This is a genomic window from Thermus thalpophilus, from assembly GCF_022760915.1.
GTDB classification, from domain to species: Bacteria; Deinococcota; Deinococci; order Deinococcales; family Thermaceae; genus Thermus; species Thermus thalpophilus.
The window spans coordinates 86,182-97,149 of record NZ_JAKTNS010000003.1 but is presented as its reverse complement, the minus strand read 5'-3'; the positions used below and the strand labels follow the sequence as shown (position 1 = coordinate 97,149).

Below are 10,968 nucleotides of genomic sequence, written 5' to 3'. Positions count from 1 at the left end.
CCGGTAGCGCCAGAAGAGGTAGGCCAGGTAGCCAAAAACCGTGAGGTAGGTGAGGGCGTAGACCCAGGTGACGAAGACCTCGTTCACGCTTCCTCCTTTTGGGCCTCGAGGGCCGCCACCAAGGCCCTAAGGCGCACGAAGCCCAGGTAGAGCAGGGTGAAGACAAAGAGGTTGAAGAGGAGGGCCTGGAGCATGGCCGGGTCCATGTGGATCTTGCCCGTGGTCAGGTCAATGGACTGGGTCTGGTGCAGGCTCCGCCACCACTTCACCGACATGTAGCTAATGGGCACGTTGATGAAGCCCAAGACCCCCACCGCCGCCGCCGCCTTGGCCCGAAGCTCCGGGTCCTCTATGGCCCCCCGAAGGAGGAAGTAGCCCACGTAAACGGCGAAGAGGATGGCGGTGGTGGTGAGCCTGGGCTCCCAGGCCCAGTAGACCCCCCAGGTGGGCCGGGCCCAAAGCATCCCCGTCACCAGGGCTAGGCCCATGAAGACGAGGCCAATCTCGGCGCTGGCCAGGGCCACCCGGTCGTAGCGAGGGTCTTGGCGGAAGAGGTAAAGGAGGGAGTAAAGGAAGGTCACGAAGAAGGCCAGGTAGCCAAGCCACGCCCCGGGCACGTGCAGGTACATGATGCGGGCCAGGTACCCCTGGTTCACGTCCGGCGGGGCGGAGAGGGCCAGGTAAAGCCCCACGGGCAGAAGGAGTACCCCCAGGCCCAAGAAGGCCCAAGTGAGGGCGTCGGGTCGTTCCGGGTGTGCCGCCTTAAGCATCGCTTGCCTCCACAACCCTAAGCATAGCCACCTCCCGGGTGAAAAATCTGTGGCCCCTACCCTTCCATGACCACGGGGAAGAGGAGGGCCCCCGCGGTGAGGTAGACCACGTCAAAGACCAAAAGAAGCTGCCACCAAGAAGCCACTTCCGCCAGGGGAACCCCCTCCAAAAGCCCCGCCGTGGCCCGGACCCCCGCCAGGACCACGGGCACCACCAAGGAGAAGAGGAGAAGGGGCAAAAGCACCTCCCGCCCCCGTAGCCGGGCGAGGAGCCCGGCGTAAAAAGTGGCCACGCCCGCGTAGCCAAGCCCCCCCAGGGCCAGGGTGAGGAAAAGGGGAAGGGCCTTTCCCAGGGGCAGGTGGAAGAGCAGGGCGGAAAGGAGCAGGGCAAAGGCGGAAAGGGGGAAGAGGAGGAGCATCTGGAAGAGGAGCTTCCCGAAGTAGACCCACTCCTTGCCCCCGGGGGTCAGGAGGAGATCGTCCAAGGTGGCGTCCTCCACCTCCAAGGCAAAGGCCCGGGTGGAAAGAAGCGTGGCCAGGAAGGCCAAGGCCACCCACAAGACCCCGGGGGCGGCCCGGCGCAAGGCCCCCTCCTCCGGGCCCAGGGCCAAGGCCATGATGAAGAGCATCACCGCCAGGAAGCTGAGGGCGGAGAGCACCCCCGCCCGGTCCCGCACCTCCAGGCGCAGGTCCCGCAGGGCCAAAAGCCAAACCCGCCCCACCCCCAAGCCCCCCCTCCCCACTGCCTTCTGCCCTTCCGCCCTCACGCCGCCCCCAGCCAGAGGACCCGATCCGCCACCGCCTCCGCCAAGGCCCGGTCGTGGGTGGCGAAGACCACCCCTCCCCGCGCCCGGGCCCCGTCCAAGGCCCGGAGGAGGAGTTCGCGCCCCTCCTGGTCCAAGGCGGTTTCCGGCTCGTCCAAAAGCCAAAGGTCGGGGGAAAGAAGCTCCAGGCGGGCCAGGGCCAAGCGCTTTTTCATCCCGCTGGAGAAGGCGGCGAGGGGCAGGTCCTCCGGCAGGCCATACCGGGCCAAGGCCCCCCGCCAGTCCCCCCTCCCGCCGTGGAAGGCCAGGTCGTAAAGGAGGTGTTCCTTGGCGGTGAGGTGGCGGTGGAAGGGGGGGGGATTGGCGAGGAAGAGGGCCCTCCCCTCCCGCACCACCCGGCCCCGGGTGGGCTTCAAAAGCCCCGCCATGAGCCTTAAAAGGGTGGTCTTGCCCGAGCCGTTGGGGCCGAGGAGGGCCAGGACCTCGCCCCGCCCTAGGGAAAGGCTCACATCCCGCAGGACCCAGTCCCGGCCAAAGCGCTTGGAAACGGCCTCGAGGCGCAACATGCTCCCTTCAGTCTAGGGGTATACCCCGGGGACAAGGGTCCCTATAGGTACTTCTGCAGCCACTCCGGCGTGATCCGCAGGAAAAAGGTGTTCAAGGCGGAGTACGTCCCGGTGAAGAGGAGCACCCCCACGAGGACGAGCACCACCCCAGCGAAGATCTCCACGTAATGGGAAAGCCTTCCCGCCCGCCGTAGCCACCCCTTGAGCCGCTCGGCGAAGAGGGCCACCAAGAGGAAGGGCACCGCAAGCCCCAGGATGTACGCCAGCAGGAAGCCCACCCCGCCCCCCACGGCGGTGAGGGTGAGGATGGCCCCCAGGATGGGGCCGATGCACGGGGTCCAGCCCAGGGCCAAGGTGGCCCCAAGCAAGAGGGCCCCCAAGGGGCGGCCCGTCTCCCCTTCATAGCGGAGGGAAACCCCCCACTTGGGCCTCAAGCCCAGCATGTAAAGCCCGAAGAGGACCAGGACCACCCCCCCCACGCGGGCCAGGGTCTGGCGGTGTTCAAAAAGAAGCCCCCCAAGGAGGGTAAAAGGAAGCCCCAGGAGGAAAAACACCGCCCCGAAGCCCAAGACGAAGAAGAGGGCGTTAAAGAGGGGGCGCCCCCTTTCCCCCCCCAGGTAGAAAAGGTAGGTGGGCACCAAAGGGAGCACGCAAGGGGAAAGGAAGGAGAGCACCCCCGCCAAGAAGGCCGCGCCCAAGGAAAGCGTCATGCTCCCATCCTAGGGCAAGGTGAGCCAAGGGAAGCGGCGCTTGGTCTCCGGGTCCAGGTCCAAGAGCTCCCGGGCCGGCATGCGCACCTGGGGCAGGGTCTTTTGGTTGACGGGCTCATTCGCCTCTATGATGCCGTTCATGTAGAGGAGGAAGGCCACCAAGTGGTAGACCTCCTCATTGGTGAGGGTGCCTTCCTGACCGAAGGGCATGGCCCGGCGGATGTAATCGTAAAGGGTGGTGGCGTATTGCCAGTAGTTGCCGATGGCGTACTCCACGGGCTCCGTGTCCGGGGTGATGGGGAAGGGCTCCGCCACCAAGCGGTTAAAGGGGTAGCCTTCCCCCCGGGCCCCGTGGCAGGAGGCGCACTTCTCGGCGTAGATCCGCTCCCCCTCCTCCACCCTCCCCTCCCCCGGGGGAAGCCCCCGGCCGTCGGGCAGGACCACGGGCCTAAGGTCGTACTGGGCGGCGAGTTCCTCGCTGATGGGGGTGCCGAGGCCGTACCGCGCCCCCACCGCCAAGCCCAAAAGGACCACGGCGAAGAAGAGTTTCTTAGCCATCAAACACCTCCCCGTCGCACCCGCCCACGGGGCCCAGGGCCTGAACGCCCAAGGGCCGGTCCCCGTTCACCACCCGGCCGTCGGGCAGGATGCGCCAAGCCTGGATGGCGTTGTAGTGGTAGCGGTTGTTCTTGCCCCAGCGCTTGAAGAACTCCTCCCGGGTGGGCTGGGTGTTTCCCTTCTCGTCCCAGGCCCGGCTCCACAGCACCGCCTCCTCGCCCCGCCACTGCCAGGGCATCTTGAAGCGGACGAAGGCGTAGCGCTCCACAGGAGGCTCTAAGGTGGCCTGCCGCCAGGTCTTCCCCTCGTCAAAAGAGATCTCCACCTTGGTCACCCGGCCGAACCCGCTCCAGGCCAGGCCCCGAATCTCGTGAAACCCGGGCTTGATGGCCTGCCCCCCCGAGGGGTAGGTGATGATGGACTGGGGCTCCATGACCCAGGTGAAGGCCAAAACCTTCCCGTCCGCCATGACGTCCGTGTACTCGCTGGTCTCGTCCTTGGCCATGGCGGGCAGGTCCGTGACCAGGATGCGCCTTAGCCACTTCACCTGGATGCTCCCCTCCCAGCCCGGCACCACCAGGCGCACGGGGTAGCCCTGCTCGGGGCGGAGGGCCTCCCCGTTTTGCGCATAGGCCACCAAGACGTCCTCCATGGCCTTCTCCAGGGGAAGGGAGCGGGTGTACATGGCGGCGTCCATCCCCTCGGGGATGAGCCACCTCGCCCCCGGCTTCACCCCCGCCTCCTTGAGGAGGAGGGCCAGGGGCACCCCCGTCCAGCTGGCGTTGGAGGCGAGGCCCCGGCTTCGGGTGGCGGTGAGGTTGGGGTCGGGGGGGTTGCGGTAGCCGTTCTGCCCGTTTCCGGCGCACTCAATGAAGTAGGTGCGGGTCACGGAGGGGAAGCGCTTGAGGTCCTCCAGGGTGAAGACCAACGGCCTTTCCACCATCCCGTGGATCACCAGGCGGTAGTGCTTGGGGTCCACCTGGGGCACCCCGGCGTGGTGGCGCTCAAAGTGGAGGCCGTTGGGGGTGATGACCCCCTCCAGCCGCTCCAGGGGAGCGAAGTCCGCCCCCGAGTGGCGGGTGCGCAGGTTGGGGGAGATGTAGCGCACCACCTCCTCCTCAAAGGGGCTCCTGTTCCCGTACTCGGAAAGGGGAGCCCCGAGGGTCTTGGTGGGGGCGAAGGTTTCCTCGCTCCAGGGAGCCCCTTGAGCCCGGACCCTAAGAAGGCTAAAGAGGCCTCCCGCTCCAAGAAGCCGGAAGAACTTCCGTCGGTCCATATACCCTCCTATCGTATCCCACGGGCGCAAGAAAAACCCGCCCCCCTGAGGGGGCGGGGCCTAACGCCTTAGGCAGGGCCGAACATGTCGTTCCAAATGCCGGTGGCCCAGCCAATGGCCGCCTGGCCGTTGGCCTTGGAGCGCTGGTTGTCCACGGCGCTTTGCGCTTTGATCTGCTTGGCCGCCTCATCCCAGGAGTAGTTGGCGGAAACCCAGATGGCCTCCTCCGAGTCCACGAAGGAGTAGCAGATGTTCTGGGGAAGCTCAGGGGGGATCTCCGCCAAGGGCTTGCCTTTAAGGCGCTCGGCGATCTGCCGGGCCACGATGGTGCCGGAGACGTAGGCCACCATGCCGCTTTTGGGGTAGGGGGTGTTGCCGGTAATGTCCCCCACCAGGTACACCCGGTCGTCCTTTTCCGAGAGGAAGTAGGGGATGCGCACGTTGGCCCAGCGCTCCCCAAGCCCCGCCACGCGCACCAGCTCCCCCGCCTTCATGGGGGGGATGATGTCCGCCAGGGTGAAGGCCACCTCCCCAAGCTCGGTGAGGACCCGCTTCTTCCCGTAATCCAGACCGGTGATCTTGGTGTTGGGCACGTACTCCAGATAGTCCTTGTAAAGGTCGTTGTAGGCGGCGAGGAAGCCCGGGGCCTTGGAAACGGGCTGCGGGTTGGCGTCCAGAACGATGACCTTGCCCTTCACCCCCTTGGTCTTGAGCCGCCAGGCCAGCATGGCCGCCCGCTCGTAGGGGCCCGGGGGGCAGCGGTAAGGGGGGTTCGGGATGTACATGACGAGCTCCCCACCCGTCTCGTCAAACTGGTCCAGCATCCGCCTCAGGGCGATGTGCTCAAAGGGCTTGAAGCCCACGGGGAGGAGGTGCTTCACCTCGGCGTAGCCGGGGATGGCCTCGTACATGTAGTCAATGCCGGGAGCCAGGACCAGGAAATCGTAGGCCACGTACCCCCCGGCGGTGCGCACCAGGCGGCGGTCGCGGTTGATGTCCAAGACCTTTTCCTGGACGAAGATGACCCCATCCTTCACCACGTTGGTGTAATCAAAGACGAGCCACTCCAAGGGCTTGACCCCCGCCAGGAAGAGGTTGGACATGGGGCAGGACATGAAGATGGGCTTTTGCTCAATGAGGACCACCTCGGCGTCCACCCCGGACCGCACCAGCTTCCGCGCCACCGTGGTCCCGCCCCAGCCGCCCCCGATGACCACCACCCGGGGCTTGCGGGTGCGGGGGAGCAGGGTGGCAGGGCGGGCGTAAAACTCCTGGGCGAAGGCCTTGCCCCCCAGGGCGCTCGCCGCCGCCAAGGCGGCCCCCGACTTTAGAAGGTCCCTCCGGTTCACCTTACCCATGCGTCTCCCTCCCTTTTATTGGCCAGGGCGGTAGGACTCCCCGCCCACGGCTTCCAGGATGCCCGCCATCACCCGCCTGGCCTCTTGGAGCATGGCCACCGCCGGCGAGCCCATGACCCCCGGCATGATGGTCATGAGCATGGGCTCAATGGCCCCCACCAGGACGTCTTGCCCCATCGGCATGGCGAAGAAGCGGCAGGGGGCGGCGAAGCCCCCGGCGGGCTGGGTGAGGAACATGATGCGGGCCCACTCGCTCTTGCAGGGCATGATCACCGTGACGGGGCCCACCTGGACGTGGGGCAAGAGGTTGAGCCCGGCGGAGGTGAGCTCGGTTTCCACCATGAGGACCACGTCCTCCACCTTGGCCCCCCGCACCCGGTAGAGGAGGGCGGGCATCATGCCGCTGTTGGGGTCCGGCATCATGGCGGGAGACACCTTGCGCACCAGGCCAAGCCGGCCCAAGGCGGCCTCGAGGCGCCAGACAAGCCGCTCCACCTCCCCGCCATAAACCCCGAGCATCCCAAAGAGGAGCCGTCCGTCAAAGGTGCCCACCAGGTACCTCTCCCCCTCCCCGGTGATGAACACCGTGGGGGGCAGGACGATGGCCGCCATGGGATTTTTGCTCACCGCCTCCAGGCTTCCCTTTTCCGGCTTCAGGACCACCAGGCGGTAGTCGGGGAAGCCCGGGCCCGTGACCTGGCGCACCTGCTCCCCCAGGTTGAGGACCCGGTCGGGCTCGAGGCCCACCGCCTTCAAGGCGGCGAGCGTCCTCTCCTCCACCGCCTCCAGGCTCCCTCGGACCTCCACCACCAAGGACTGGGCCAAGGAGAGGCCCAACGCCACCACCAGCGCCAAAACCTTTTTCATGATCCTCCCTCCACTTCTAGGCCGGCGTCCAGCCAGCCTTTGAACCCATGGGCGATGTTCTTGGCGTTCTTATACCCCAAGGCCTGCAGGTAAGCCGCCACCACCGCGGAAACGCTCCCCGAGTTGCAGTAAACGAGAATAAGGGCCTCCTTATCCTGGGGAAGCTCGGCCAAGCGGTCCGGCACCTCCCCGGCGTAGATGTGCACCGAGCCCGGGATGTAGCCCCTCTTCCGCTCCTCCGCCGTGCGCACATCCAAGATGAAGGGCTCAAAGAGGAGGAGGTCCTTGGCCTCCGTGGGGTAGACCAGGTAGCTCGCCGGGGGCACCCGCTTGAGGAAGGCCCCGAAAGCTTGGACCCAGTCGCCCCCCTCCTCCCCCCGGGCCTTCAGGAGGAAAAGGGGCAAAAGGGCGAGAAGGTGGCGGCGGCGCATGGCTAACGGGTGAAGAAGGGCAACTCCTCAAAGGAGCGCCCGGCCTTGGTCGCCTCGGCCAGCATGTAGACGGTGAGGGCGATGTGGACTTCCGAGTAGAAGTTGGGTTTGGGGATAGCGATGGACTCGTAACAGAAGTTAATGCGGTCCTCCATGGTGTAGAGCTTGTCCTCCTCAAAGCGGTAGGCGGGCCACTCGTTCCCGAGACCCTGCTTGGGACTACGCACCGGGGAAAGCCGCACCCTATGGCCTGCGTACTGCTCGTGGCAGACGGCGCAGCTCATGTCCCGCACCCCCGCCCGCTGGTACCAAAGCTCCCGCCCCAGGTTGTACAGGGCCAGCTCCTCCGGGCGCCTGGGCACCACCTGGAGCTTGGCCTTGGAGGAGAAGGAGGCGATGTAGGTGGTGATGGCCTTCACCTCGTCCCGCTTGATCTCCTCGGGCTTAAAGCCCTGCACCCGCTGCATGCAGGTGTAGACCCGGGTTTCCAGGTCCTCCACCCGCTTGGTGTCGGGGAAGTACTTGGGCAAAACGGCGTAGACGCCCTCCAAAACCCCGGGGCCCTTGCCGAAGTCGCAGGCCTCGAGGGTCTTGCCGCTTGGGCCTTTGCGGAAGAAGAGCTCCTTGCCCTCCTCCACGTAAAGCTCCCCGGGCAAGACGCCGAAGGTTTCCAGGTACATCTGCCGCTGGCGCATGGCCTCCTCAAAGGGGTCCAGGGGCTTTTCCCCTTGGGTGTAGGCCCAAAGCCCCCCCAGGGCGCCCAAGGCCACGAGGCCGAGGAGGAAGATCCGCTTCTTAGGCTTCATGGCTCACCTCCGGTTGATGGGGGACTCGGGGTCCAGGAGGAAGGCCACCAAATCGGCGGTCTCCTCGGGGGTGAAGAGGCCGTGCACCCCGCCCCGGTACATGAGGGAACAGGGCACGAAGGCCCAGGCGTTGTAGATCTTTTCGTAGGTGTAGCGCACCACCGCCTCGCTTGTGCCCCGCTGGCCGTAACCCGTGAGGCTCGGCCCCATGGTGCCGTGGGCCACCTCCGTGGGTACCCCGGCGTGGCAGGCGTAGCAGTTGCCCCGCTTGGGATCGGTGAAAACCTTCTCCCCGTTCTTCCAATCCCCCATCAGCTTCCCGTTCGCCGGGTACTTGATGAGGGCCTTCTGCTCCGCCAAAAACCCCGGTACAAGGTCCGGGGGGAGCTTGTCCCGGTACTGGGAGCAGAGGGCCTGAGCCTTGTCTTGGGAAAGCATTACTTGGGCGAACTCATGCCCTCCCGAGTGCAACAAGGCCTCGAGGCGAGCCCGGAAGGGGCTCACCTGGGAAAGGGCCACGCCCAGCGCCAACAAGCCTAGGACCGACAACCCCATTCGCTTCATCCCGTCACCTCCGGCACGCGGTAGTTACGCCCTATTACCTTCACGTTGGGCTCGGGCAGAACCTTGACCCGGCCCACCCCCTTGAGGTACTCCTCCAAGACCGCATAAATGGGCCTAGGCTCAAAGCCCGGCTTGGCCTCCCCCAGTCGCTGGAGCCTTCCCCCGTAGGCGGCCACCAAATAGCGGCGGCCCGGGTCCAAGGGCCTATCCCCCACCCGTAGCTCCCGCACCCTTTTGCCCGTGGGGGCGTCGGGGTCCAGAACGTAGGAAAGCCCAAAGGTGCGGCTTACATCACCGCCTTGCTGGTAGAAGGGGTCAGGGGTGAAGACGTTGCTGGCGATGTCCTCCAAGACGCCCTGGATCTGCTCTCCCCGCAGGTAAAAGAGGTAGAGCTCGGGGTAGGTGAAGCCGGTGTAGGCGTAAAGGTGGTCCCGGGTGATGACCTGCCCCGGAAGAAGCGTGGTTCCCCACCGCACCGCCGGGCTGAAGACCACCTCCACCTCCGGGTACAAGGCCTTCACCGCCTGGCCCACCAGGTGGTCCCAGGTGGAGTAGAGGGTATCCCGCTTGTAAAGCAGGGTCTCCGCCGTCGCCAAAGGGGTGAAGAGGTGCTCCCGGTGTGGAGCCACCTTCTCCGAAAGCCAGCCCTCCACGTCCTCAGCCTTTGGCAGGTGCTCTGCCAAGACGGGCAGGACCCGCGCCCGCAGGTTGGCAACACCCCCCTTCTTCAACTTCAGGTCCACCCGCATAAGGGCTTTGCCCGCGGCGCTTCCCGCCACCAGCCAGGTCTTTCCCACCCGCCAGGGCAAGGGGGTGAGGTCGTGGGTATGCCCGGAAAGGATGAGGTCAATGCCCCGGATCCGCTCCGCCAAGGCGGCGTCCAGCTGCATGCCGTTATGGGAGAGGAGCACCACGGCGTCCGCCCCCTCGGCCCGGGCGGCGTCCACCGCCTCTTGGAGCCTCCGCTCGTCCAAGGCGAAGGAAAGCCCTTCGGTGAAGCTTTCCGGATGGGACACCCTCACGTAGGGGTAGGTGGCCCCCACCACGGCCAAGGTGTAGCGGCCCACGGGGTGGAGGCGGTAGGCGGGGAAAAGGGGATCGCCAAAAAGCTCGTCCACCACGTTGTAGGAAAGGTGCTCCCCACGGAACTTTCCCAAAAGCTCCTCCACCCGCTCCCGGCCCAGGGTCCACTCCCAGTGGCTCACCATGTGGTCCACCCCGGTCAGGTTCTGCCACTCCACCATGGCCTCCCCTTGGGTGAGGAGGGAAAGGCCGGAGTTGGTCCAGGTGTCCCCGCCGTCCAGGACCAGAACCTTCGCCCCTTCCGCCTCCGCCCGTGCCTTTTGGTCCCGGATGAGGGCGGTGAGGGCGGCCACGCCGCCTATGGGCCCAAAGGCCCGGGCCAGCTCCACAAAGTCCTGGTAGGAAAGGAGGTAGGCTAGGGGTGTCCCCCTGGCCACCCCGTAGTAGCGCAGGATGGCCTCCCCCGTGAGGTAGCCGGGCCGCCCCATGAGGGGCTTGGGGGCGATGAGGTTCGGGGGCTCCATGAAATAGTGCGGGAAGACCTGGCCATGGAGGTCGGAGAAGTAAAGGAGCGTGGCGTCCCCATAAGGGGGAAGGTCATAAAGGCGGGCCGGGTTCTCCAAGGCTTGGGCGAGGGCCTTGGGTCCCAGGCCCGCAAGGGTAGAGAGGAGAAAAAGAACGTCCCTTCGGTTCATCTAGACCCCACCGCCGGCTTGGTGTTGAAGTCGGATTCCGGGTCTAAAAGGTAGGCCACCACGTCGGCGATCTCCTCGGGGGTGAGGAGGCCTTGGGCGCCGAAGCGGTACATCACCGTGCAGGGGAAGTAGGCCCAAGAGTTGTAAATCACCTCGTAGGTGTACCGCTGCACCGCCTCGGACTGGCCCCGGTTTAGCCCGTACTTTTCCAGGCTAGGCCCCACATCCCCGCCCAGGTGCACGGGAGAGCCGAAGTGGCAGGAGAAGCAGTTGGCCTTCTGAAGGTTGTTGAAGATGGCCCCGCCCTTCCTCCAGTCCCCCATCAGCTTCCCGCTCGCCGGGTACTTGATGAGGCTCCTCTGCTCCTCAATGAACTGGGGCAGGAGGTCGGCGGGAAGGCGGTTTTTGTGGATGGAGCAAAGGGCCTGGTCCGGGCGCTGGTTCAAGAAGACCTGGGCGTAATCCTTCCCTGCGGTTTGGATGAGTTCCAGCTCCTTTTCGCTAAAGTAGCGCTGGGCCAGGCCCAAGGCCACAAAGGCGAGCGCCACCAGGGACAATAGCGCCTTCTTCATGCTCCCTC

13 protein-coding genes are annotated in these 10,968 nt (G+C 65.8%); all 13 read right to left on the bottom strand.

All coding sequences use genetic code 11. The annotated features are described in order from the left end of the window. Positions 1-83: 83 nt before the first annotated feature. The 13 genes from ccsA to soxX (L0D17_RS02415) all read right to left on the bottom strand — a co-directional run bounded on the left by ccsA (position 84) and on the right by soxX (L0D17_RS02415) (position 10,960). Positions 84-770 (bottom strand): cytochrome c biogenesis protein CcsA, encoded by a 687-nt coding sequence (gene ccsA / locus L0D17_RS02475; RefSeq protein WP_243093746.1) that lies wholly within the window; start codon positions 768-770, stop codon positions 84-86. Positions 771-826: 56 nt separating this feature from the next. Further along, on the bottom strand, positions 827-1,492 hold the full coding sequence (locus tag L0D17_RS02470; RefSeq protein WP_039458645.1) for a heme exporter protein CcmB: 666 nt from the start codon (positions 1,490-1,492) through the stop codon (positions 827-829). Positions 1,493-1,533: 41 nt separating this feature from the next. Beyond that, complete coding sequence (locus tag L0D17_RS02465; protein WP_039458527.1) at positions 1,534-2,100, bottom strand: ABC transporter ATP-binding protein; 567 nt, start codon at positions 2,098-2,100, stop codon at positions 1,534-1,536. Between the two features lie 41 nt (positions 2,101-2,141). Next, positions 2,142-2,810 carry a cytochrome c biogenesis CcdA family protein gene (gene ccdA / locus L0D17_RS02460; RefSeq protein ID WP_243093745.1) on the bottom strand — a complete coding sequence of 223 codons (669 nt, stop codon included), beginning with the start codon at positions 2,808-2,810 and terminating at the stop codon, positions 2,142-2,144. Between the two features lie 9 nt (positions 2,811-2,819). Next, positions 2,820-3,368, bottom strand: a complete 549-nt coding sequence (locus L0D17_RS02455) for a c-type cytochrome (RefSeq protein WP_039458524.1) — start codon at positions 3,366-3,368, stop codon at positions 2,820-2,822. Next, positions 3,361-4,644: a sulfite dehydrogenase gene (gene soxC, locus L0D17_RS02450; protein ID WP_243093744.1), complete on the bottom strand. Its 1,284-nt coding sequence runs from the start codon at positions 4,642-4,644 to the stop codon at positions 3,361-3,363. The genes L0D17_RS02455 and soxC overlap by 8 nt, the downstream gene beginning before the upstream one ends. Before the next feature lie 68 nt (positions 4,645-4,712). Continuing rightward, positions 4,713-6,002: an FCSD flavin-binding domain-containing protein gene (locus L0D17_RS02445; protein WP_243093743.1), complete on the bottom strand. Its 1,290-nt coding sequence runs from the start codon at positions 6,000-6,002 to the stop codon at positions 4,713-4,715. A 15-nt stretch (positions 6,003-6,017) separates the two neighbouring features. Continuing rightward, positions 6,018-6,869, bottom strand: a complete 852-nt coding sequence (locus L0D17_RS02440) for a translation initiation factor 2 (RefSeq protein WP_243093742.1) — start codon at positions 6,867-6,869, stop codon at positions 6,018-6,020. Continuing rightward, positions 6,866-7,300 (bottom strand): rhodanese-like domain-containing protein, encoded by a 435-nt coding sequence (locus tag L0D17_RS02435; protein WP_243093741.1) that lies wholly within the window; start codon positions 7,298-7,300, stop codon positions 6,866-6,868. Before L0D17_RS02435 ends, L0D17_RS02440 begins: the two co-directional genes overlap by 4 nt. Positions 7,301-7,302: 2 nt before the next feature. Further along, positions 7,303-8,106, bottom strand: a complete 804-nt coding sequence (soxA, locus tag L0D17_RS02430) for a sulfur oxidation c-type cytochrome SoxA (protein ID WP_243093740.1) — start codon at positions 8,104-8,106, stop codon at positions 7,303-7,305. A 3-nt stretch (positions 8,107-8,109) separates the two neighbouring features. Continuing rightward, positions 8,110-8,670, bottom strand: coding sequence for a sulfur oxidation c-type cytochrome SoxX (gene soxX, locus L0D17_RS02425; protein WP_243093739.1), 561 nt, complete (start codon positions 8,668-8,670; stop codon positions 8,110-8,112). Then, a complete protein-coding gene (gene soxB, locus L0D17_RS02420) occupies positions 8,667-10,388 on the bottom strand; it encodes a thiosulfohydrolase SoxB (protein ID WP_243093738.1) in 1,722 nt (573 codons plus the stop codon). The genes soxX (L0D17_RS02425) and soxB overlap by 4 nt, the downstream gene beginning before the upstream one ends. Further along, positions 10,385-10,960: a sulfur oxidation c-type cytochrome SoxX gene (gene soxX / locus L0D17_RS02415; protein WP_243093737.1), complete on the bottom strand. Its 576-nt coding sequence runs from the start codon at positions 10,958-10,960 to the stop codon at positions 10,385-10,387. The genes soxB and soxX (L0D17_RS02415) overlap by 4 nt, the downstream gene beginning before the upstream one ends. Positions 10,961-10,968: the final 8 nt, after the last annotated feature.

What these genes read in the sequence shown, in the direction of transcription:
- ccsA (WP_243093746.1), bottom strand. Translation starts at nt 770, where the DNA reads ATGCTTAAGGCGGCACACCCGGAACGACCCGACGCCCTCACTTGGGCC.
- L0D17_RS02465 (WP_039458527.1), bottom strand. Translation starts at nt 2,100, where the DNA reads ATGTTGCGCCTCGAGGCCGTTTCCAAGCGCTTTGGCCGGGACTGGGTC.
- ccdA (WP_243093745.1), bottom strand. Translation starts at nt 2,810, where the DNA reads ATGACGCTTTCCTTGGGCGCGGCCTTCTTGGCGGGGGTGCTCTCCTTC.
- L0D17_RS02455 (WP_039458524.1), bottom strand. Translation starts at nt 3,368, where the DNA reads ATGGCTAAGAAACTCTTCTTCGCCGTGGTCCTTTTGGGCTTGGCGGTG.
- soxC (WP_243093744.1), bottom strand. Translation starts at nt 4,644, where the DNA reads ATGGACCGACGGAAGTTCTTCCGGCTTCTTGGAGCGGGAGGCCTCTTT.
- L0D17_RS02445 (WP_243093743.1), bottom strand. Translation starts at nt 6,002, where the DNA reads ATGGGTAAGGTGAACCGGAGGGACCTTCTAAAGTCGGGGGCCGCCTTG.
- L0D17_RS02440 (WP_243093742.1), bottom strand. Translation starts at nt 6,869, where the DNA reads ATGAAAAAGGTTTTGGCGCTGGTGGTGGCGTTGGGCCTCTCCTTGGCC.
- L0D17_RS02435 (WP_243093741.1), bottom strand. Translation starts at nt 7,300, where the DNA reads ATGCGCCGCCGCCACCTTCTCGCCCTTTTGCCCCTTTTCCTCCTGAAG.
- soxA (WP_243093740.1), bottom strand. Translation starts at nt 8,106, where the DNA reads ATGAAGCCTAAGAAGCGGATCTTCCTCCTCGGCCTCGTGGCCTTGGGC.
- soxX (WP_243093739.1), bottom strand. Translation starts at nt 8,670, where the DNA reads ATGAAGCGAATGGGGTTGTCGGTCCTAGGCTTGTTGGCGCTGGGCGTG.
- soxB (WP_243093738.1), bottom strand. Translation starts at nt 10,388, where the DNA reads ATGAACCGAAGGGACGTTCTTTTTCTCCTCTCTACCCTTGCGGGCCTG.
- soxX (WP_243093737.1), bottom strand. Translation starts at nt 10,960, where the DNA reads ATGAAGAAGGCGCTATTGTCCCTGGTGGCGCTCGCCTTTGTGGCCTTG.